We start from the raw sequence: 20733 nt of genomic DNA on the forward strand, positions 1-20733 counted from the left end.
GGACGGCGTCCCAGACCGTACGCCGCAGCCGAACCGCCACCCGGACCGCCGACCGGGCCAGCGCCCGGACCGGCACCCCAGCCACCCACCCCGGCCACTGTGAGGAGAGGGACCGCCCGCCATGCCACTGCACGAACCGTCGCCGTACGAGGTCCTGGGCATCCCGCTCACGGCCGGCGTGCGCGAGATCAACCTCGCCGTCGGACCGGCGATGCGGGCCGGCCGCTACAGCCGCCAACAGATCCAGGAGGCCGCCGCGTTGCTGCGCAACCCGGACCGGCGCCTGGAGGCGGACCTCCAACAGCCGCTCCCGCCGGAACCGGTGGACCGGGCCGCCGAACTGCTCGCCCCCGCGCTCGCCGAACCGCTGCTGGTGATCGAGCGCGCGCCGCTGCCGCCCGTCGCCACCCTGCCCGCCCTCCACCGGGCCGAGCTGGCCGCCGACTTCGCCGAGCCCGCCCCCGGCGGCGCCGACCCCGAACCGCCCGTCCCCGCCCGCTACGCGGCGGACCTGTCCGTGCTGCCGCAGATCGAGGTACCCGAATGACCGACGCACCCACTGACATACCCGCCGGCGCATCGACCGCTGAACTGCTCGGCAGTCACCGGCCGTTGGAGATCCCGCCCGGCGTCGAGGAGGTCGACCTGGAGGCGGCGTTCGGCCGGCTGCTCTTCCGGGCCTCGCTGCTGGGGAGCAAGCTGGCGGAGCAGAAGCAGGCGGCCCGGGCCGAGCAGCGCGAACTCCTGGGCATCCTGGTCGAGGTGGACGACGCGCTCGCCGCCCTCGGCCTGGACCGCGAACTGGTGGCGCTCGGGCGCGGCGCCGGCCTGGAGGCCACCCGGAGGCGGCTGCTCGGGCAGCTGGCCAAGGCCAAGGTGCGGCCGATGCGGCTGGAGGGCATGACGGCCGACCCGGACCTGACCGAGATCGTGGGCACCGAGGCCCGGCCCGGGGTGGCGCCGGAGACGGTGGTGCGGACGGTGGTGACCGGGTTCTTCTGGGAGGACGAGGTGCTGCGCCGGGCCCAGGTGGTGGTCGCCGCGTCGGAGCCGGACCCGGAGCCGGACCCGGAGCCCGAAAGGGCGCTGGAGCCGTCCGAGGTCACCGACGCCGTCGAAGCCGAGGCGCCCGAGGCCACCGAAGCCGTCGAACCCGAGGTGTTGGAGACGCCCGAGGCGCCGGAGACACCTGAGGCCACCGCCACCGCCACCGTCGCCACCGCGCCGGTCATCCGCGTCCAGCCCAAGGCAGCCCCGCCCCGGGCCCGCCGCCGGGCCAAGGCCGTGGCCCAACAGGCCCAACAGGCCAAGCGCAAGAACTAGCCAGGACCAGGACCACGAGGGGCAAGAGGGGAACGACATGTACCGCACACTCGGCATCGACCTGGGCACCACCAACTCCGTGGTCGCCCACCTGCGCCGGGGCGAGCCGGAGATCATCTTCAACCGCCAGAACCAGGAGGCCACGCCCTCCGTGGTCGGCAGCGGCCGCAAGGGCGAGCTGCTGGTGGGCTCCACCGCGCGCAGCCGGATCGCCATCGACGGCGCCAACGTGATCCGCTCGGTCAAGCGCTTCATGGGCCGCAAGTTCAAGGACCCGCAGGTCCAGGCGGCCCTGAAGGAGGTGGACTACAAGGTCACCGCGGGCACCGACGGAGACGTCAACGTCTGGTTCAACGGCCGCTCGTACACCCCGATCGAGATCTCCGCGATCATCCTGCACCGCCTCAAGGAGGACGCCGAGCAGCGCTTCGGCGAGCCCTTCCACCGGGCCGTCATCACCGTCCCGGCGTACTTCGGCGAGCGGCAGGTCGCGGCCACCCAGGAGGCGGGCCGGATGGCCGGCCTGCACGTGCTGCGGATCATCAACGAGCCGACGGCCGCCGCCCTCGCGTACGGCATCACCTCCGAGGCGGGCGACGAGGGGAAGACCGTCCTGGTCTACGACCTCGGTGGCGGCACCTTCGACATCTCCATCCTGCTGCTGGTGCCCGGCTCGGTCTCGGTGCTCGGCATCGAGGGTGACAACCTGCTCGGCGGCGACGACTTCGACCGCGGGATCACCACCGCGCTGCTGGAGGACATCCGCGAGGAGTACGGCGCGGAGTACCAGCCCGACCTGCGCGACCGCCCGAAGATCGCCGCCACCGCCGAGACCATCAAGATCGAGCTCTCCAACCAGGAGTCCTCCGAGGTCATCCTGCCGGGCCTGGGCGCCGGGCAGCTGGTGCTGGAGACGGAGTTCGAGCGGGCCCGGTTCGAGGAGCTGATCGAGGGCCGGATCGAGCGGACCATCGAGCTGACCCACAAGGCCATCATGCAGGCCAACCTGACCGTCGGGGACATCGACGAGGTGGTGCTGGTCGGCGGCTCGACCGCGATCCCGCTGGTCGCCCGCCGGCTCGGCGAGGTCTTCGGCCCGCGCCGGATCAGGCGTGGCGTCAACCCGATGCAGTGCGTGGCGCTCGGTGCGGCCGTGCAGTCCGCGCTGGTCGGCGAGGTGGAGTGCCCCGAGTGCCGGGCCCCCGGCGACCTGTCCGCCTCCAACTGCGCCAACTGCGCCACCACCCTGCTCGGCGGCGCCCGGGTCTCCTGCCCGACGTGTCACATCCCGGTCGACGCCGACGCCGCCGCCTGCCCCAAGTGCGAGCAGGCGCTGGACGGTTCGGGTGCCAACGGTGCCACGGGAACCACCGGAACCGGCCCCGGCGGCCCGGGCGGCACGACGGCCCAGCAGCGGACCGGGGCCACCACCGTGGTGCACGGCGGCAACTGCCCGCGCTGCGGCACCCCGGCCGCCCCCGGGGTCACCGCCTGCGAACTGTGCGGTGAGCCGCTCAACTCGGCCGCCCCCGGCCGGACCAGGGTGGCCACCACCGCCGCCGAGGACGTCGGTCTGCGCTGCGCCTCCTGCGGGGTGGTCAACCCGCCCGGCTGCGAGGTCTGCCCGGGCTGTGGCGAACTGGCGCAGGTCACCAACCCGTTCGACATCACCCCGAAGAACCTCGGCATCGAGCTGAACGACGGCCGCCTCGCCGTCATCATCCCCAAGAACAGCAGCTACCCGACGAGTTCGCCGGTCAGCCGGGAGTTCGTGGTCTCCGGCAGCGGGCGCCAGCGGCTGGAGATCGCGGTCTACGAGGGCGAGCACGAGATCGCCCAGCAGAACGAGCTGATCGGCCACCTCACCCTGCGGCTGCCCGAGGGCTTGGGCGGCCGCACCCCGGTGGAGGTCTCCTTCGGCCTCGACCGGGACCGCACCATCACCCTGTCGGTGCGGATCCAGGGCGGCGCGGAGAAGACCGTCAAGCTGGAGCGGGTCACCCTCGACCCCGAGCTGAAGGTGCAGGTCGAGGAGCAGCAGCGGCAGATCGAGTCCTTCACCGACCGCTGGGGCAGCGAGCTGACCGAGGCCGAGCGGCGCGAGGCACAGCGACTGATGGACACCCTGGACGACCTGGCGGCCGGGCAGACCCGCGGCCAGTCGGTGGACGCGGCGCTGGAGCGGGCCCAGCAGCAGCTCAAGGCCCAGCGCTGGGTGCGCGGCTCCGAGGCGTACCTGAGCCTGTTCATCCACTACTGCGAGAAGCACCTCGACCCGAGCGACCTGGACCGGCTGCGCTCGGTGGCCGCCGAGCTGCGGCTGCGCCGCGAGGCCGCCGACTGGGAGGGCGCGGTGCGCGCGGCCCGGAAGGCGGACGAACTCTGCGACTCGCTCGGGCACACCATGCGGATGATCACCATGTGCAACGTCTACGTGACCCAGAACATGGTCTCGCCGGCCCTGGCCCAGCTGATCATGGCCGAGCTGCGCGGCCTGGACGCGGCCGTGGAGGCCCCGAACATGGCGGAGGTCAACACCCACATGTCGAACCTGCTGGCCCTGTACGCGCAGGCGCAGCGGGAGCTGGGCAGCGAGCCGGCCCCGGAGTCGCTCGGCCCGGTCCGCCCGGAGGAGGCGGGGCCGCGATGAGGGCCGCGGACGCGCCGGAGGCCCCGGGCGCCCTGGACGCGCTGGATGCCCTGAACGCCGTGGACGTGCCGTGCCCGCTGTGCAGGGTGCCGGCGGACCGGCAGACCCTGCGCTGCCCCTCCTGCCGGGAGGACCTGTCGGTGCTGTTCCGGCTGCGTTACGCCGGTCGGATCGACTACAACCGGGCGCTGGCAGCCCTGGCGGCGGGGGAGGAGGCGCTCGCGCTGGGGCTGCTGCACCGGGCGGTGGCGGCCGATCCCGGGCTGCGTCCGGCCCGGGAGCTGCTGGGATCACTGAGCGTGGCCGGTCACGGGGGCGCGGCGCCGGCGGGGCGGGAGGAGGGGCCGGAGGGCGGCACGCCCTAGGACGGGTCAATCCGGCGCGCGGCGGGGCGGATCGCTTGTGATCGTGGGCGGGTGTGATCGTCACACTTCGAACCTCCATGCTCACAAGGAGCGACGCAATGCGTATGCGTACCACCCTCGCTGCCACCGCCCTCGCCGCGGTGACGGTCCTCGCCGGCGCCGGGACCGCCTCCGCCGGCGACGCCACCGCCTTCGGCATCGCCACCAACAGCCCTGGCGTCCTGTCCGGCAACCAGATCCAGATCCCGATCAACGCCGAGCTCAACGTCTGCGGGAACTCGATCGACATCATCGGCCTGCTCAACCCGGCCTTCGGCGGCCCCTGCGTCAACAAGTAACACCCCGCGCGCTGGGGCCGTCCGTCGAACCCGACGGACGGCCCCAGCGCCGTGTCCGCACCCCCGTTCGGGGGTAGCGGCGCGCGGCCGGGACGGCGAGCATGGTCCCTGACCCGCACCGCCGTCCCCGGGAGCCAGCCCGTGCCGACCACGCCGACCCCACGCAGCTACGCCTCCGGCACCGCGGACGTCCCGCTGCTCGGTGACACCATCGGGGAGAACCTCGACCGCGCGGTGCGCGCCTTCCCCGAGCGCGATGCCCTGGTCGACCGGGCCACCGCCCGCCGCTGGACGTACGCCGAACTCGCCGCCGACGTCGACACCCTGGCGCTCGGCCTGCTGGAACTCGGGATCGCCAAGGGGGACCGGGTCGGCATCTGGGCCCCCAACTGCGCCGAGTGGACGCTCACCCAGTACGCCGCCGCCAAGCTCGGCGCGATCCTGGTGACGGTCAACCCGGCTTACCGGGCCCACGAGTTGGAGTACGTGCTGAATCAGGCCGGCATCCGGCTGCTGGTCGCCGTCGAGCGCTTCAAGACCTCCGACTACGCCGGAATGATCGAGGAAGTCAGGCCCCGCTGCCCGGAGTTGGAGCGCGTCCTGCTGATCGGCGGTGCGGAATGGGAGGCCGTGACCGCCGCCGGGAGGCGCGCCGACCCAGCCCGACTCGCCGAGCGCCAGGGCGAGTTGGCCCCCGACGACCCGATCAACATCCAGTACACCTCCGGGACGACCGGCTTCCCCAAGGGCGCGACGCTCTCGCACCACAACATCCTCAACAACGGCTACTTCGTCGGCGAGCTGCTCGACTACACCGAGCAGGACCGGATCTGCGTCCCGGTGCCCTTCTACCACTGCTTCGGCATGGTGATGGGAAACCTTGCCGCCACCTCGCACGGCGCCTGCATGGTCATCCCCGCCCCGTCCTTCGAGCCCGGCGCGACCCTCGCCGCCGTCGCCGCCGAGCGCTGCACCTCGCTGTACGGCGTGCCGACCATGTTCATCGCCGAACTGGCCGACCCGGACTTCGACCGCTACGACCTCACCAGCCTGCGCACCGGCGTCATGGCCGGCTCGCCCTGCCCGAGCGAGGTGATGAAGGAGGTCATCGGGCGGATGGGCATGGCGCAGGTCTCCATCTGCTACGGCATGACCGAGACCTCACCGGTCTCCACCCAGACCCGGGTCGACGACCCGGTCGAGCGCCGGGTCACCACGGTGGGCCGGGTCGGCCCGCACCTGGAGGTCAAGGTGGTCGACCCGGTCACCGGCCGTACCGTCCCGCGCGGCGAACCCGGCGAACTGTGCACCCGCGGCTACTCCGTCATGCTCGGCTACTGGGGCGAGTCCGAACGCACCGCCGAGGCCGTCGACGCCGCCCGCTGGATGCACACCGGGGACCTCGCGGTGATGGACGAGGACGGCTACCTCGCCATCACCGGCCGGATCAAGGACATGGTGATCCGCGGCGGCGAGAACCTCTACCCGCGCGAGATCGAGGAGTTCCTCCACGCCCACCCGGACATCCTGGACGTCCAGGTCATCGGCGTCCCCGACGCCAAGTACGGCGAGGAGCTGATGGCCTGGATCCGGATGCGGGAGGGTGCCGAACCGCTCACCGACGAGGCCGTCCGCGCGTACTGCGCCGGCCGGCTCGCCCACTTCAAGATCCCGCGCTACGTGCACGTGGTCGAGGAGTTCCCGATGACGGTCACCGGGAAGATCCGCAAGGTCGAGATGCGGGCACAGGCCCAGCGGATCCTGGGGCTCTGATCACGGGGCCCTGATCCCGGGGCGCCGGCGGATCCACCCGTTCGGCCCTTCCCCCGGGCGGGTCCAGGGAGCGCGGTGGCCCGCCCGGCGGGAGAGTGTGATCATGCCCCTCGACGTCACAGTGGAACGCCTGATCCCCCTCCCGCCGGCCACCGTCGCCGCCTACGCGATGGACTGGCGCCACGACTCCGAGTGGACCCGGGGCATCCGCACCGCCGCCCTCACCCGGGAGGCCGACACCGGCGGCTTCGGCGTGGGCGCCGAGGTCACCCGGACCGCGCACTTCCTCGGCAGGTCCTTCCGGTACGTGCTGCGCGTGGCACGCCACCGCCCGCCGACGGTGCTCGACATGGTCTCCGTCGCCGGGCCGATGCCCATGCGCGTCACCTACACCTTCGAACCCACCCAGGCCGGCACCTTCGCCCGCATCCGCGTCCGCGGCGGCCCCCTCCTGGTCGGCCCGCTGATGTCCTGCCAGGTGCGCGCCGCCCTCACCGCGGACCTGCGCGCCCTGGAGGCCCGGCTCAGCCGCTGACCTGGGGTCTCCTCGGCGCCCCGACACCCTGGCCCCTTTCGCCCCACCTCCCCCCCTCGACCCCCGCTGACCAGCGGTTTCCTCGGCACCCCGGCCCCGCACCCCCTGTTCCCCTCCCTCCGGTAGGGTGCGCCGACACCACAGCCGGATCGAGAGAGGTACAGCGCATGAGCTCGTCGCCGACGGCGGCCGCCCCGGGGGAGCTGCGGCGGCACCTGGGGGTGTTCGACGCCGTGGTCATCGGGCTGGGCTCGATGATCGGCGCGGGCGTCTTCGCCGCGCTGGCGCCCGCCGCCGGGGCGGCGGGCTCCGGACTGCTGGTGGGGCTGGCACTGGCCGGCGTGGTGGCGTACTGCAACGCCACCTCCTCGGCCCGGCTCGCCGCCCGCTACCCGCAGTCCGGCGGCACGTACGTCTACGGCCGCGAGCGGCTCGGCGACTTCTGGGGCTACCTGGCCGGCTGGGGCTTCGTCGTCGGCAAGACCGCCTCCTGCGCCGCGATGGCCCTCACCGTCGGCTCCTACGTCTGGCCCGCCCAGGCCCACGCCGTCGCGGTCGCCGCCGTGGTGGCGCTGACCGCCGTCAACTACGTGGGCGTGCAGAAGGCCGCCTGGCTGACCCGGGCGATCGTGGCCGTCGTCCTGGCGGTGCTCGCCGCCGTGGTCACCGCCTGCCTGGCCGGCGGCGCGGCCGACACCGGCCACTGGGCCGTCGGTGCGGACGCCGGCTTCCACGGCGTGCTCCAGGCCGCCGGATTGCTGTTCTTCGCCTTCGCGGGGTACGCCCGGATCGCCACCCTCGGCGAGGAGGTCCGCGATCCCCAGCGCACCATCCCCCGGGCGATCCCGCTCGCCCTCGGCATCACCCTGGTCGTCTACGCCGCCGTCGCCCTCGCCGTCCTGGCCGTCCTCGGCCCCGACCGCCTCGCCCACAGCACCGCTCCGCTGGCCGACGCCGTCCGGGCCGCCGGAGCGCCCGCCCTCGTCCCGGTGGTGCGCGCGGGCGCGGCGGTCGCCGCCCTCGGCTCGCTGCTCGCCCTGATCCTCGGCGTCTCCCGCACCACCCTGGCGATGGCCCGCGACCGCCACCTCCCGCACCCCCTCGCCGCCGTCCACCCCCGCTTCGGCGTCCCGCACCGCGCCGAGCTGGCCGTCGGCGCGGTGGTGGCCCTCGCCGCGGCCCTCGGCGACATCCGCGGCGCGATCGGCTTCTCCTCCTTCGGCGTCCTCGCCTACTACGCCGTCGCCAACGCCTCCGCCTGGACCCTCACCCCCGCCGAGGGCCGCCCCCCGCGGGCCGTCCCCGTCCTCGGCACGGCCGGCTGCCTCGTCCTCGCCTTCGCCCTCCCCGCCGGCTCCGTCCTCTGGGGCGCCGCGGTCCTCGCCCTCGGCGCCGCCGCCTACGCGGCGCGCAAGGCCCTCACCCGCCGCCCCTGACCCCCGGAAACGCGAACGGCCGGCGAGGGCTGCTGCCCTCGCCGGCCGTCGACGTCCGTGACGGTTACCGCGCGCCCCACTCCTGGTCGGTCGGCACGATCTCGCGGCCGAGCGGCATCAGTGAGACCGGGATCATCTTCAGGTTGGCCCACCCGAAGGGGATGCCGATGATCGACAGGAACAGCGGGATGCTCGTGATGAGGTGCCCGAGAGCCAGCCACCAGCCGGCGAACACCAGCCAGATGACGTTCCCCACGCAGGACGCCGGCCCCGCGTCGGGCCGCTCCACCGCCGTCCGCCCGAACGGCCACAGGATGAACCCGGCCAGCCGGAACGACGCGGTGCCGAACGGGATCGTTGCCGGGCGCTCCGGTTCGCGCGGCGAGCGTGCTGCGGTTCCGGCTTCCGACCGGGGTGGGAGCGGCGCAGTCGACGGAGCTCTCCCGGGACCGGGACGCTGCGGTGAGCGGCGTGGTCGGGGCCCCGACCACGCCGGAGAGCGGCGAACGCCGGCCCGGTCCAGGGAGCGGGGCCCCGCAAACGCGCCACGCCCCGCCGGGCGTGTGCGGCGATCGGTGGGGGTGTTCGCTCAGCCGTCCTTCGGCTACTCGGTGATCTGGATGAGCCGCACCGGGCAGAGCGAGGCGGTCTGCCTGACCAGTTTGTGCAGCTCCGCGGGCGGCTCCTCCTGGAGCAGCGTCACGATGCCGTCGTCGTCCTGGTCGAAGACGTCGGGGGCGCGCATGACGCACTGGCCGGCCGACACACACCGGTCGGGGTCGACGCTGACACGCATAGTGGTTGTACCTCGCTCTGTGGGGTGAACTTCGGTGGAGTGGACCTCTGTGGGCTGAACGGTCACCAGGTGACGGGGAGCTCGTGGACGCCGTAGACCAGGGCCTCGTCCTTGAACTTGAGCTCGGACACCGGGACGGCCAGCTTGAGGCCGGGGATGCGCCGGAACAGGGTGCCGAAGACGACTTCGAGTTCGATCCGGGCGAGGTTCTGGCCGATGCACTGGTGGATGCCGTAGCCGAAGGCGAGGTGGCTGCGGGCCTCCTCGCGGCGGATGTCGAGGGTGTCGGCGTCGGGGAAGACGCTCTCGTCGTGGTTGGCGGAGTTGTTGAGCGGCAGGATGCCCTCGCCTGCCTTGATGACGGTGCCGTCGATCTCGATGTCCTCCAGTGCGACCCGGGCGGTGCCGGAGTCGGAGATGCTGAAGAACCGCAGCAGTTCCTCCACCGCGCCGGGCAGCAGCTCGTGGTCGGCCTTGACGGCGTCGAGCTGCTCGGGGTGCTCCAGCAGGCCGAGCACGCCGAGCGAGATCATGTTGGCGGTGGTCTCGTGCCCGCCGACCAGCATCAGCCGGGCCATGGTGACGATGTCGGTGTGGTCGGCGATCGGCTCTTCGCGGTTCTTCTCGATGAACCGGCTGATCAGGTCGTCGCCGGGTTCGGCCTCCTTGGCGGTGATCAGCCTGTCCAGGTACATGTCCAGGCCGACGACCGCGGCGCCGTACTCCTCCGGGCTGATGTCGTGGTTCATCATCAGCGCCGACCACTCCTCGAACTGCGGGTGGTCCTCGTACGGGACGCCGAGCAGCTCGCAGATCACCAGCGAGGGCACCGCCAGCGAGAGTGCGGCCACCAGGTCGACCGGTCCGCCGGCCGCGAGCATCGCGTCGATCCGGGCGTCCACGATCTCCTGGATCCGGGGGCGCAGCGCGCGCATCCGGCGGGCGGTGAACTCGGGGATCAGGTAGCGGCGCTGGGCGGTGTGCTCCGGCGGGTCCATGGAGAGCAGCATGAGGCGGACCTCGCGGAGCATCTCCTCGGGGATGTGGAACTGGTGCGGGTAGCCGGGCAGTTTGAGGTTGGAGCTCACGCGGGAGTCGCCGAGCACCGTCTTGACGTGCTCGTGCGTGGTGACCAGCCAGGCCGGCTTGCCGGTGACCTTGAGTACCGCCTGGGAGATCGGTTCGTTCTCACGGAGCTTGGCGTACTGCGCCGGCGGGCTGAACGGACAGGTGCGGGTCATCGGGAAGTTCGGCAGTTCGGTCGCCAGGTGGTCCTGGGTCATGGTGCCCTCTCGGAGTCGGGTTCGACTGGTCGGATCGATCCGCCTGGGTCACCAGGTGACGGGCAGTTCGTACATGCCGTAGACGATGGCGTCGTCCTTGAACTTGAGCTCGGACATCGGGACGGTGAGCTTGAGGCCGGGGATGCGCCGGAACAGGGTCTCGTAGACCATTTCGAGTTCGATCCGGGCGAGGTTCTGGCCGATGCACTGGTGGATGCCGTAGCCGAAGGCGAGGTGGCTGCGGGCCTCGCGCCGGATGTCGAGGGTGTCGGCGTCGGGGAAGACGCTCTCGTCGTGGTTGGCGGAGTTGTTGAGCGGCAGGATGCCCTCGCCTGCCTTGATGACGACTCCGTCGATCTCGATGTCCTCCAGTGCGACCCGGGCGGTGCCGGCGTCGGAGATGCTGAAGAACCGAAGCAACTCCTCGACGGCCTTGGGCAGCAGGGTGGAGTCGGCCTTGACCGCGGCGAGCTGGTCGGGGTGCTCCAGCAGGGCCAGAGTGCCCAGCGCGATCATGTTGGCGGTGGTCTCGTGGCCGGTGACCAGCATCAGCCGGGCCATGCTCACGATGTCGGCGTGCTCGACGGAGGGCTCGGCGCGGTTGGCCGCGATCAGCCGGCTGATCATGTCGTCGCCCGGCGTGGTCTCCTTGTTGGTGACCAACTGGTCGACGTACTGGTCGAGTTCGTAGTGCGCCAGGCCGCGCTCCGCGTCGCTGATGTCATGGTTCATGATCTGGCCGGCCCAGTGCTCGAAGCGCGGGTGGTCCTCGTAGGGGACGCCGAGCAGCTCGCAGATCACCAGCGAGGGCACCGGCAGTGCGAGTGCGGCCACCAGGTCCAGCGGGCCGCCCTCGGCCAGCATCGCATCGATCCGGGCATCCACGATCTGCTGGATCCGGGGGCGCAGCGCGCGAATCTGGCGCAGGCTGAACTCGGGCGCCAGCAGCCGGCGCTGGACGGTGTGTTCGGGCTGGTCCATGGAGAGGAAGGTGAGCGGGACGGCCTGCAGCATCTCCTCGGGCACCGGCACCTGCAGCGGGTAGCCGGGCAGCTTGAGGTTGGCGCTCACCCGGGAGTCGCCGAGGACCTTCTTCATGCTCTCGTAGGTGCTGACCAGCCAGGTGGGCTTGCCGTTGACCTTGAGGACCGCCCGAGAGATCGGCTCGCTCTCACGGAGCTTGGCGTACTGCGCCGGCGGGCTGAAAGGGCAGGAACGCGGCATCGGGAAGGCCGGCGGCTGGGTGGCCGGACGGTCTTGGTCGGCAGTCTGGGTCATGGTGCCCTCTCGAACTCACTGGAACGAACTCATTCGAACCCGCATACGTCGGAACTCGCGTGCGTCGCATGCGTGAGCACGCTGATCCGGGCACGCTGATCCCGGTGTGAGGAAGGCCCCCGGCGCGAAGAAGCCCTCCGCCCCTCCGCGCGAGGAAGGCCCCGGCGCGAGGAGGACCCGGGCGCGTGGAGCGGCCATCCGTACGGCGCATTCGACCGCTGTTCGCACGTTAGGCGGCCCGATCACCGCACCACACCCCCTGCCGACCCCTACCGCGTGGCCTGTGTCGCGACCCGGGCCGATCCGGCTCGCGCCCCTGCTGGGCTAGGGGCCGCTAGGGGTCCAGTCGGGCCGTCGCAGCGCGTTAGCGTCGGGACCGGATCACTTTCCATGCACCCCGAACACGTCTGTCGACTGAGGTGGTTACCGTGCCCCTGGAGCCCAGCGCTAAGGGAACCGTCCCGTTCGGGGAGTACCGAACCTGGTACCGGGTCACCGGCGACCTCCGAGCGGAGAAACCGGCCGTGGTGGTGGTGCACGGCGGTCCCGGCAGCACCCACGACTACCTGCTGCAGCTGACCGAACTCGCCGAGCAGGGCTGGCCGGTGGTGCACTACGACCAGCTCGGCAACGGTGGCTCGACCCATCTGCCCGACAAGGGCGCCGACTTCTGGAAGACCGACCTCTTCGCCGCCGAACTGACCAACCTGCTGAGCGAACTGGGCATCGCCGACAACTACGTGCTGTTCGGCCAGTCCTGGGGCGGCCTGCTCGCCGCGAAGCACGCGATGACCCGGCCGGCCGGACTGCGCGGCTTGGTGGTGGCCAACTCGCCCGCCTCCTACCCGCTGTGGCTCAGTGAGATGGCCGTGCTGCGCGCGCAGCTGCCGCCGGACGTGCAGGAGACCCTGCTGCGGCACGAGGCGGCCGAGACCTTCGAGTCGCCCGAGTACCTGGCCGCCATGCGGGTCTTCTACGACCGTCACGTGTGCCGGATCCTGCCCTGGCCGAAGGACTTCCTCTCCTCCTTCATGGAGATCTACAACGACCCGACCGTGTACTACACGATGAACGGGCCCAACGAGTTCCACGTGATCGGCACCCTCAAGGACTGGTCGATCATCGACGAACTGGACGCGATCCGGACGCCGACGCTGCTGATCAGCGGCAGGTACGACGAGGCCACCCCGGTGACGATGCAGCCCTACTTCGACCGCATCCCCAACGTGCGTTGGGAGATCTTCGAGAACTCAAGCCACTGCCCGCACCTGGAGGAGTCGGATCGCTTCACCGAGGTGATGGTGGGCTTCCTGAAGGAGCTGGCGCAGCCGGTGAGGGAGAGCCGGTCATGACGAAGCGAACAGCGATGGTCTTCCCCGGTATGGGCCCGGCCACCTTCGACGACGTCGGCCGGTTCATGGTGGCCAACCGCTTCGCCAGGGAACTGGTCACGGTCGCCGACGAGGTCCTCGGCTACTCCCTGGTGGACGCCTTCCGCGAGGCCGAGGGCGACTACTCCGAGGCAGCCCAGGTGGCCTTCCTGGTCAACTGCCTGGCCAGCGCCGACTGGGCGCAGGATGCCCTCGGCGTCGAAGCCGAGGCCGTCCTCGGCCCCAGCTTCGGCGAGAAGGCGGCGGTCGCCTTCGCCCAGTCGCTCTCGATGCCCGAGGCCGTGCGGATGACCGCGGAACTCGCGCGCTGCATGGACGAGTACTTCGGCCAGGAGCACACCGACATCGTGGTGCTCTCCTTCGTCCGTACTCCCGAGGAGAAACTGGGCGAGATCCTCGCCGAGCTGGACGAGCAGGGCGAGTGGCACGACATTTCCTGCTACATCGACGAGGGCTTCTACATGCTCTCGCTGCGCGAGTCCCGGGTGGAGTGGATGCAGCAGCGGCTGCGCGCGATCGGTGGGATGCCGCTCTACACCATGCGTCCGCCGCTGCACTCGGGCGCCTTCGCCGGGCTGCGGGACAAGGCCGAGCGCGAGGTGCTGTCCACCCTGCACTTCACCGACCCGAAGCTGCCGGTGGTGGCCGACCAGGACGGTGCGCTGCTCACCACGGCCGAGCAGGTGCGCACGATGCTGCTGGACAGCATCGTGCGTCCGCTGCGCTGGCCGGACGCGGTGGCCGGTCTCAAGCGGCTCGGCGTCGAGCGGGTCTGTGTCGCGGGCCCTGACAGCCTGTTCGGCCGAGTCCCGTGCACCACGGGGAACTTCGAGGTCGTGCCGGCCAACCCCCGGCTGGCGATGACCCCCAGGCGCCGGTCCGCCGTCGGCTGAGCGCCGAGGCGAGGGTCCGGCCCCTCCTGGAACGCACCTGGCAGAACGCGCCGACGCCGGTCGGCGCCGCCCGAGCACACCGGCGCCGCTTCGGCGCCGTCCGAGCACACTACGACGAGCAACGACAGTGATGGAGTGACCATGTGGGACGAGAAGTTCGAAGAGACCCTGCGCCGCTTCCTGCCCTTCCTGCCCCCGGGCGAGCAGTTGGAGAGCGACACCCCGCTGCGTGAGCTGGGCCTGGACTCGCTCGGCACCGTGGAGCTCCTGGGCAACCTGGAGGCGGCCTACGACGTCCGCTTCCTGGACGACGCGCTGACCCCGGAGACCTTCGAGACCCCCGCCGTGCTCTGGAAGGCCATGGCGGGCATGCTGATCGGCACCGAGGCCTGACGGGGCGGGGAGGGGCACGAAAGGGCCACCACGATGGATGACACCGTGGACCTCGCGCTGTCCGGGCGTTTCCTGCGCGGACTCGCCAAGTCGGCGGACCGCCCCGCAGTGCTGGCAGGCGGGACCAGCCTGACCTACCGGGAGCTGCACGAGCGCGCGCTGCTGCTGGCCGGTTCGCTGCTGGCCCACCTGCCGTCGCGGCCGGCGGCGATCGGCGTGCTGGCGGGCAAGGGCCCCTCGGCGTACGCGTCGATCCTGGCCGGCCTGTACACCGGGATCACCGTGGTCCCGCTGCAACCGGCCTTCCCCGCCGCCCGCACCCGGCAGATGATCGAGGCGAGCGGAGTCGGTGCGCTCATCGCCGACGACGACTCGCTGCCGGCCCTGGTCGGGCTGCGGGCGGAGGGCGTCGACCTCCCGGTGCTCTTCGCCCCCGGCGGTCAGCCGCAGCCGGCCGTACCGCTGGCGGCGGGCAGCGCGCTGTCCGCGCCGATGCCGGTGCGCGGCGAGGACACCGCGTACGTCCTGTTCACCTCGGGCTCGACGGGCCGGCCCAAGGGCGTTCCGGTCACCCACACCAACACCCATCACTACTTCGGCCTGCTCGACGAGCGGTACGACTTCGGTCCCGAGGACGTCTTCTCGCAGAACTTCGACCTCAACTTCGACTGCGCGATGTTCGACCTGTTCTGCGCCTGGGGAGCCGGTGGCACGCTGGTCGTTCCGCCGCCGCAGGCCTACCGGGACATGCCGCGGTTCATCGCGGACAACGGCCTGACCGTCTGGTTCTCCACCCCCAGCGCGATCGCGCTGGTGCGGCGGATGGGGGGTCTCGGGCCCGCCAGCATGCCCTCGCTGCGCTGGAGCTTCTTCGCCGGAGAGGCGCTGAGCTGCCAGGATGCGGGCGACTGGCTGGCGGCGGCGCCGGATTCGACGCTGGAGAACCTCTACGGGCCGACCGAGCTGACCATCACCGTCGCCGCCCACCGCTGGGCGGGCGAGGACGCGCTCAACGGCATGGTGCCGATCGGTTCGGTGCACGGCGGACACCAGGTCCTGCTGCTCGGCCCCAGCGGCGAGGACGATGCCGTCGAGGGAGAACTGTGCATTGCCGGACCACAGTTGACTGCCGGATACCTCGATCCCGGCGACGACGTGGGGCGGTTCTTCGACCGCAACGGCCGGCGCTTCTACCGCACCGGGGACCGGGTTCGCCGGGCGGACGGTGGTGAGCTGCTCTACCTGGGCCGGGACGACGCGCAGGTGCAGGTGCTCGGGGTGCGGGTGGAGCTGGCCGAGGTGGACGCCGCGGTGCGCAGCTGCCCCGGCGTGCAGGACGCGGTCACCGTGGCGATCGCGGCTCAGGGCTCGGTGGAGCTGGTGGTCTTCTACACCGGCGAGGTCGTGCCGCCGGCTCGACTCGCCCGTGACCTGCGCAAGGTGCTGCCGGTGGCGATCGTCCCCAAGCGCTACCGGCACCTGGCCGAGTTCCCGCTGAACTCGAACCGAAAGATCGACCGCAAGCAGCTCGCACTCCACGCCGCGACGACATCCGATTGAGGCTCACGATGGAGAGGACGGACACACGCCGTGAGTGGTGACGCGATACCGCAGGCCGCGCCCGCCGTGCTGGTGCACGGTGTGCTCGACGAGGCGACGGCAGACGTCGCGCCCGGTGCCGTCGCGGTCAGCGACCGGGACGGGCGATGGACCTACCAGGAGCTCGGCGAGTACAGCCACGCGGTCGACGCGTGGCTGGAGTCGCGCGACGTGCGCCCCGGTGACCGGGTGCTGGTCCAACTGCCGAGCAACCGGGCGCTGGTGGCGCTGTTCTACGGCACGGCCCGGCGCGGTGCGGTGCTGGTGCCGCTGAACCCGGGCATGAAGGAGTACCACCTGCGTTCGGTGCTCGCCAACGCCGAACCCCGGCTGGTGATCGTCGCCGACACCGCGGTGGACCGGATCTCCGGGCTCTCGCCGGTCGAGGTGCTGGGCTTCGGCGAGGTCTGGCCCGAGGTGACGGCTCTGCACGGTGCCGGCGCGCGGGCCTCGGTCCAGGAGGTCGACGCCGACGCGGTCGCCGTCCTGGTCTACACCTCCGGCAGTACCGCCGCGCCCAAGGGTGTGATCTGCCCCCACCGTCAGATGGTCTTCGCCTCCAGGGCGATCAACCAGGAACTCGGCTACCGCCCCGACGACGTGGTGTTCTGCCGGTTCCCGATCTCCTGGGACTACGGGCTCTACAAGATCCTGCTCGCCGCGCTCGGCCGCTCGGAACTGGTGCTGGCCGACACCGACTCGGACCTGGTGCTGCTCAAGCGGATCCGTGAGAGCGGCGCGACCGTGGTGCCGATCGTGCCCTCGCTGGCGGCGATGATCTGCTCCCTCGCCGAGCGCGACCCGGGCGGCGAGTCCAAGGTGCGACTGTTCACCAACACCGGCGCCGCGCTGCCGAAGACCACGGTGGACGCGCTGCGCACGGCCTTCCCCGGCGTCGAGGTGGTCCGCCAGTTCGGCCAGACCGAGTGCAAGCGCATCTCGGTGCTGCCGCCCGAGTTCGAGGACGCCAAGCCCACCTCGGTGGGCCGTCCGCTGCCGGGCACCAGGGTGCTGATCCTCGACGAGGACGGCAATGAGGTGCCCACCGGCGTGGCCGGCGAGATCGTGGTCGAGGGCCCGCACGTGATGCCCGGCTACTGGCGGGCGCCCGAGCTCACCGCCAAGGCCTTCCGTACCGACCCGGTCAGTGGGCAACGGCGCCTGCACACCGGTGACTTCGGCAGTGTGGACGAGGACGGGTTCCTCTACTACGAGGGCCGTCGGGACGACATGTTCAAGCGCAAGGGCGTGCGGATGAGCACGATCGAGATCGAGGCGGCCGCGATGGACATCCCCGGTGTCCGGGCCGCAGCGGTGCTGCCGCCGACCGAGGACCGCGACCTCGCGGTCTGCGTGGTGGGCGACCTGGCGCCGCACACCGTGCTGCGAGAGCTGTCGCTGCGCCTGGAACCGGCCAAGGTGCCGGGCCTGTGCCGGATGGTCGAGGAGCTGCCGCTCACGCTGCACGGCAAGCACGATCGCAGGAAGCTCGCTCTACTCTTCGAAGGGGCCACCCCGTGACCGGCTACGCCGAGCTTGCCAAGCGCTTCGGTACTCCGTCGTACGTCTACGACCTGGACCGCGTCGCGGCCGCCCGACGCGACCTGTTCGCCGCGCTGCCCGAGGAGGTCGAGCTCTTCTACGCGGCGAAGGCGAACCCGCACCCCGAGCTGCTGCGCGAGATGCGCGCCGGCGAGGGCCGGCGCTGCCGGGCGGAGATCAGCTCCACCGGTGAGCTCGCCGCGGTGCTGAGCGCGGGCTTCCAGGGCAGCGAGATCCTCTACACCGGCCCCGGCAAGACCGAGGGGGAACTGACCGAGGCGCTGAGCGCCGGGGTGCGGCTCTTCTCGGTCGAGTCGCTGGGTGATCTGCGCAACGTCGGCGCGGTCGCCACCCGGCTGGGCGTGGTCGCCACCTGCCTGCTGCGGGTCAACAGCGCCAGTGCCAGCGCCACGTCCAGCATCCGGATGACCGGGGTGCCCTCCCAGTTCGGCTTCGACAGCGAGACACTGCCCGAGCTGCGCGAGCAGGTCTTCGACGTGCCGGGCACGGACGTGGCGGGCGCGCACTTCTTCCCGCTCAGCAACGCCAAGGACGAGGCGAGCCTGATCGGGGAGTTCCAGCACACCATCGCGGTGGCCGCCCGAGTGCAGGACGAGCTCGGCACGCGCTTTCGTTTCGTCGACATCGGCGGCGGCTTCTCGGTGCCGTACGCGGTCCGCGGCGAGCGGCCGGTGTACGGCAACCTGCGTGAGGCGATGGCGATTTCGCTGGACGAGTCGTTCCCCGGCTGGCGCAGCGGCGAGGTGAGGATCGCGGTCGAGTCCGGGCGCTACCTGGTCGGTGACAGCGGCACTCTGATGGTTGGCGTGGTCAACCTCAAGGAGAGCCGCGGCCGGCGCTTCGTGATCCTGGACGGCGGGATCAACACCTTCGGCGGCATGTCCGGGCTGGGCCGGATCATGCCGGTCTCGGTGCGCCTGGACGACGAGGGGGTCCCGCTCGACCAGATCGCCAGCCTGGTCGGACCGCTCTGCACTCCGGGCGATGTGCTCGGCCGCGACATCGAGCTGCCCGCGTTGGCGCCCGGGGACGTGGTGAGCATCCCCAACGCCGGCGCCTACGGTCCGACGGCCAGCCTGCTGATGTTCCTCGGACGCCCGGCACCGACCGAGATCCTGGTCCGCGGCGAGGAGTTGGTCTCGGTGTCGCGGATCGAGCACGTCCGCGCCTACGAGCTCGGCCAGGAGCTGTGATGTCGCTGCCCGCAGAGCAGAACAAGGCCGTCGCCGCCGCGCAGGACCAGCCTGTCGCCGCCGCGCAGAACCTTCCCGCCGTGGTCAAGCGGGACGCGACGGTGATCGTCGCGGGCGGCACCTCCGACTCGCACACCTGGAACCTGGTCTTCCTGCAGCTGCTGCTGGAGGAGATGGGGTTCGACGTGGTGAACCTGGGCCCCTGCGTGCCCACCGACCTGCTGGTGAGCGAGAGCCTGGCCCGCCGTCCGGCGCTGCTGGTGGTCAGCAGCGTCAACGGGCACGGCTTCCAGGACGGCATCCGGATGATCGGCAAGGTGCGCGAGCGCGACGAGCTGAGCGCCGTCCCGGCGGTGATCGGCGGCAAGTTGGGCATCGCGGGCGCCCAGAGCGCCGAGCAGCTGGCCGAGCTGATCGCGGCCGGCTACGACGCGGTCTTCGACGACGGGGCGGAGGGGATCGCCTCCTTCCGGCGGCTGCTCGACTCGCTCCCGCAGCGGGTGTTGACGTGATCGGGGGCGAGGTCGGCGGGCTCGGCGGCTTCGGCGAGGTCGCCGGGTTCGGCGGCTTCGGCGCGTTCGTCCGCCGGGCGCACCAGGCAGGTGAACTCGTGGTGCAGCCCCGGATGGGGATGAGCGACCCGGAGCTGATGCGGGCCGGACTGCTGGCCACCAAGGGCGCCGCCGGCCGTACGGTCGGCACCGTCACCCTGGACAGCTACACCCGCGTGAACGACCTGGAGTCCGCCGAACTCGCCCTGCTGGAAGGTGTATCACTCAACGGCTACCCGATCGTCAGCCATGATCCGGAGACCACCAGGAGGGTGCTGGACGGGATCCACGGCGCGGACTTCCCGGTGCAGGTCCGGCACGGCTCGGCCGCGCCGCTGGACATCTTCCGGGCGCTGATGACGGTGGGACTGGACGCCTCGGAAGGCGGTCCGGTCTCCTACTGCCTTCCGTACGGGCGCATCCCGCTGCGCGAGTCGGTGGAGAACTGGTCGCGCTCCTGCGACCTCTTCGGCCGGCTGCGCGAACTCGGGCGGGATCCGCACCTGGAGACCTTCGGCGGCTGCATGCTCGGCCAACTCTGCCCGCCCAGCCAACTGGTGGCGATCAGCGCGCTCGAAGCGCTGTTCTTCTACCAGCACGGGCTGCGCTCGATCTCGGCCAGCTACGCCCAGCAGACGCACCAAGGCCAGGACACGGAGGCCGTGTTCGCGCTGCGCCGGCTCTGCGCCGAGCTGCTGCCCGAGGCGGACTGGCATGTCGTCATCTACGCCTACATGGGCGTCTACCCCACCACGCCGCACGGGGCGCTGGCCCTGCTCGGCGACGCGGCCGAGCTGGCCGCCTCCACCGGTTCGGAGCGGCTGATCGTGAAGACCGTCGCCGAGTCCGTGCGGATCCCGACGGTGGCGGAGAACGTCAGCGCGCTGGAGCACGCGGCCGCGCGCGCGGCCCGCACCGAGCGGGTCGCCGATGACGGCGCCGACTCGCAGACCTACGCGGAGGCCGCGGCGCTGGTCTCCGCGGTGCTGAACCTGGACCCGGACGTCGGGCGGGCGATGCTGCTGGCGTTCCAGCGCGGGTACCTGGACATCCCCTACTGCCTGCACCCCGACAACCAGGGGCGCACCCGCAGCTACCTGGACGGGGAGGGGCGGCTGCGCTGGGCGAGCATCGGCAGGCTGCCGCTGGCCGGGGTGGTGGAGGCCGGCGAGTCCCACACCGTCACCTCCGGCGAACTGCTGGGGGCACTGTCCTACATCCGCTGGAAGTTCGACGACGAGGCGATTGCCGCCGGGCAGGGCCATGCGCTCGCCGGCGGTGCCGGCTGAGCCGGTGTGACGGGGGCGAGTCCCGGCTGGGCGCGGCCGTCCCCGTGTAACTGTTCGTTTGCTAAACGGTCTTGGCCGAATGTG

At 71.6% G+C, this 20733-nt stretch carries 20 protein-coding genes; 16 read left to right on the plus strand and 4 right to left on the minus strand.

Features of this window, described 5'->3' with window-relative positions:
* Positions 1–121 precede the first annotated feature (121 nt).
* The 8 genes from ACGF0D_RS04185 (at position 122) to ACGF0D_RS04220 (ending at position 8420) form a co-directional block, all read left to right on the plus strand.
* Entirely contained in the window at positions 122–547 is a 426-nt protein-coding gene (locus ACGF0D_RS04185) for a hypothetical protein (protein WP_392913909.1), read from the plus strand.
* A complete protein-coding gene (locus ACGF0D_RS04190; protein ID WP_392913910.1) occupies positions 544–1323 on the plus strand; it encodes a nucleotide exchange factor GrpE in 780 nt (259 codons plus the stop codon). The genes ACGF0D_RS04185 and ACGF0D_RS04190 overlap by 4 nt, the downstream gene beginning before the upstream one ends.
* Before the next feature lie 37 nt (positions 1324–1360).
* Positions 1361–3973 (plus strand): Hsp70 family protein, encoded by a 2613-nt coding sequence (locus ACGF0D_RS04195; protein ID WP_392913911.1) that lies wholly within the window; start codon positions 1361–1363, stop codon positions 3971–3973.
* Complete coding sequence (locus tag ACGF0D_RS04200; protein WP_392913912.1) at positions 3970–4338, plus strand: hypothetical protein; 369 nt, start codon at positions 3970–3972, stop codon at positions 4336–4338. Before ACGF0D_RS04195 ends, ACGF0D_RS04200 begins: the two co-directional genes overlap by 4 nt.
* Positions 4339–4436: 98 nt before the next feature.
* A complete protein-coding gene (locus ACGF0D_RS04205; protein ID WP_392913913.1) occupies positions 4437–4676 on the plus strand; it encodes a chaplin in 240 nt (79 codons plus the stop codon).
* A 141-nt stretch (positions 4677–4817) separates the two neighbouring features.
* Positions 4818–6449: an AMP-binding protein gene (locus ACGF0D_RS04210; RefSeq protein ID WP_392913914.1), complete on the plus strand. Its 1632-nt coding sequence runs from the start codon at positions 4818–4820 to the stop codon at positions 6447–6449.
* Positions 6450–6552: 103 nt separating this feature from the next.
* Positions 6553–6984: an SRPBCC family protein gene (locus tag ACGF0D_RS04215; RefSeq protein ID WP_392871737.1), complete on the plus strand. Its 432-nt coding sequence runs from the start codon at positions 6553–6555 to the stop codon at positions 6982–6984.
* 167 nt (positions 6985–7151) lie between these two features.
* Positions 7152–8420: an APC family permease gene (locus tag ACGF0D_RS04220; protein ID WP_392913915.1), complete on the plus strand. Its 1269-nt coding sequence runs from the start codon at positions 7152–7154 to the stop codon at positions 8418–8420.
* Between the two features lie 64 nt (positions 8421–8484).
* Here ACGF0D_RS04220 and ACGF0D_RS04225 read toward each other — a convergent pair whose 3' ends face one another.
* The 4 genes from ACGF0D_RS04225 to ACGF0D_RS04240 form a co-directional block, all read right to left on the minus strand.
* Positions 8485–8775, minus strand: coding sequence for a YccF domain-containing protein (locus ACGF0D_RS04225; protein ID WP_392913938.1), 291 nt, complete (start codon positions 8773–8775; stop codon positions 8485–8487).
* Between the two features lie 249 nt (positions 8776–9024).
* Entirely contained in the window at positions 9025–9216 is a 192-nt protein-coding gene (locus ACGF0D_RS04230; RefSeq protein ID WP_392871731.1) for a ferredoxin, read from the minus strand.
* Positions 9217–9278: 62 nt separating this feature from the next.
* Positions 9279–10499 (minus strand): cytochrome P450, encoded by a 1221-nt coding sequence (locus tag ACGF0D_RS04235; RefSeq protein WP_380458473.1) that lies wholly within the window; start codon positions 10497–10499, stop codon positions 9279–9281.
* A 48-nt stretch (positions 10500–10547) separates the two neighbouring features.
* Positions 10548–11777: a cytochrome P450 gene (locus ACGF0D_RS04240; RefSeq protein ID WP_392913916.1), complete on the minus strand. Its 1230-nt coding sequence runs from the start codon at positions 11775–11777 to the stop codon at positions 10548–10550.
* A gap of 428 nt (positions 11778–12205) precedes the next feature.
* On the opposite strand from ACGF0D_RS04240, the gene ACGF0D_RS04245 reads away from it, so the two are divergent.
* The 8 genes from ACGF0D_RS04245 (at position 12206) to ACGF0D_RS04280 (ending at position 20649) form a co-directional block, all read left to right on the plus strand.
* Positions 12206–13129 (plus strand): proline iminopeptidase-family hydrolase, encoded by a 924-nt coding sequence (locus tag ACGF0D_RS04245; protein ID WP_392871724.1) that lies wholly within the window; start codon positions 12206–12208, stop codon positions 13127–13129.
* A complete protein-coding gene (locus tag ACGF0D_RS04250; RefSeq protein WP_392913917.1) occupies positions 13126–14061 on the plus strand; it encodes an ACP S-malonyltransferase in 936 nt (311 codons plus the stop codon). Before ACGF0D_RS04245 ends, ACGF0D_RS04250 begins: the two co-directional genes overlap by 4 nt.
* Positions 14062–14202: 141 nt before the next feature.
* Positions 14203–14454, plus strand: a complete 252-nt coding sequence (locus ACGF0D_RS04255; RefSeq protein WP_380458481.1) for a phosphopantetheine-binding protein — start codon at positions 14203–14205, stop codon at positions 14452–14454.
* A gap of 33 nt (positions 14455–14487) precedes the next feature.
* Positions 14488–16014: an AMP-binding protein gene (locus ACGF0D_RS04260; RefSeq protein ID WP_392913918.1), complete on the plus strand. Its 1527-nt coding sequence runs from the start codon at positions 14488–14490 to the stop codon at positions 16012–16014.
* 30 nt (positions 16015–16044) lie between these two features.
* Positions 16045–17574 (plus strand): AMP-binding protein, encoded by a 1530-nt coding sequence (locus ACGF0D_RS04265; protein ID WP_380458485.1) that lies wholly within the window; start codon positions 16045–16047, stop codon positions 17572–17574.
* Positions 17571–18809, plus strand: a complete 1239-nt coding sequence (locus ACGF0D_RS04270; RefSeq protein ID WP_392871715.1) for a type III PLP-dependent enzyme — start codon at positions 17571–17573, stop codon at positions 18807–18809. Before ACGF0D_RS04265 ends, ACGF0D_RS04270 begins: the two co-directional genes overlap by 4 nt.
* Complete coding sequence (locus ACGF0D_RS04275) at positions 18809–19321, plus strand: cobalamin B12-binding domain-containing protein (protein WP_392913919.1); 513 nt, start codon at positions 18809–18811, stop codon at positions 19319–19321. The genes ACGF0D_RS04270 and ACGF0D_RS04275 overlap by 1 nt, the downstream gene beginning before the upstream one ends.
* Positions 19318–20649 (plus strand): methylaspartate mutase, encoded by a 1332-nt coding sequence (locus ACGF0D_RS04280; RefSeq protein ID WP_392913920.1) that lies wholly within the window; start codon positions 19318–19320, stop codon positions 20647–20649. Before ACGF0D_RS04275 ends, ACGF0D_RS04280 begins: the two co-directional genes overlap by 4 nt.
* Positions 20650–20733 lie beyond the last annotated feature (84 nt).

The sequence above is a fragment of the Kitasatospora sp. NPDC048298 genome, assembly GCF_043201465.1.
Taxonomy (GTDB): Bacteria; Actinomycetota; Actinomycetes; order Streptomycetales; family Streptomycetaceae; genus Kitasatospora.

Excerpts from the sequence above, each read along its gene's own strand:
- ACGF0D_RS04220 (WP_392913915.1), top strand. The coding sequence starts at position 7,152 with ATGAGCTCGTCGCCGACGGCGGCCGCCCCGGGGGAGCTGCGGCGGCAC.
- ACGF0D_RS04195 (WP_392913911.1), top strand. The coding sequence starts at position 1,361 with ATGTACCGCACACTCGGCATCGACCTGGGCACCACCAACTCCGTGGTC.
- ACGF0D_RS04215 (WP_392871737.1), top strand. The coding sequence starts at position 6,553 with ATGCCCCTCGACGTCACAGTGGAACGCCTGATCCCCCTCCCGCCGGCC.
- ACGF0D_RS04230 (WP_392871731.1), bottom strand. The coding sequence starts at position 9,216 with ATGCGTGTCAGCGTCGACCCCGACCGGTGTGTGTCGGCCGGCCAGTGC.
- ACGF0D_RS04185 (WP_392913909.1), top strand. The coding sequence starts at position 122 with ATGCCACTGCACGAACCGTCGCCGTACGAGGTCCTGGGCATCCCGCTC.
- ACGF0D_RS04275 (WP_392913919.1), top strand. The coding sequence starts at position 18,809 with ATGTCGCTGCCCGCAGAGCAGAACAAGGCCGTCGCCGCCGCGCAGGAC.
- ACGF0D_RS04255 (WP_380458481.1), top strand. The coding sequence starts at position 14,203 with ATGTGGGACGAGAAGTTCGAAGAGACCCTGCGCCGCTTCCTGCCCTTC.
- ACGF0D_RS04240 (WP_392913916.1), bottom strand. The coding sequence starts at position 11,777 with ATGACCCAGACTGCCGACCAAGACCGTCCGGCCACCCAGCCGCCGGCC.
- ACGF0D_RS04200 (WP_392913912.1), top strand. The coding sequence starts at position 3,970 with ATGAGGGCCGCGGACGCGCCGGAGGCCCCGGGCGCCCTGGACGCGCTG.
- ACGF0D_RS04235 (WP_380458473.1), bottom strand. The coding sequence starts at position 10,499 with ATGACCCAGGACCACCTGGCGACCGAACTGCCGAACTTCCCGATGACC.
- ACGF0D_RS04190 (WP_392913910.1), top strand. The coding sequence starts at position 544 with ATGACCGACGCACCCACTGACATACCCGCCGGCGCATCGACCGCTGAA.
- ACGF0D_RS04205 (WP_392913913.1), top strand. The coding sequence starts at position 4,437 with ATGCGTATGCGTACCACCCTCGCTGCCACCGCCCTCGCCGCGGTGACG.
- ACGF0D_RS04260 (WP_392913918.1), top strand. The coding sequence starts at position 14,488 with ATGGATGACACCGTGGACCTCGCGCTGTCCGGGCGTTTCCTGCGCGGA.
- ACGF0D_RS04250 (WP_392913917.1), top strand. The coding sequence starts at position 13,126 with ATGACGAAGCGAACAGCGATGGTCTTCCCCGGTATGGGCCCGGCCACC.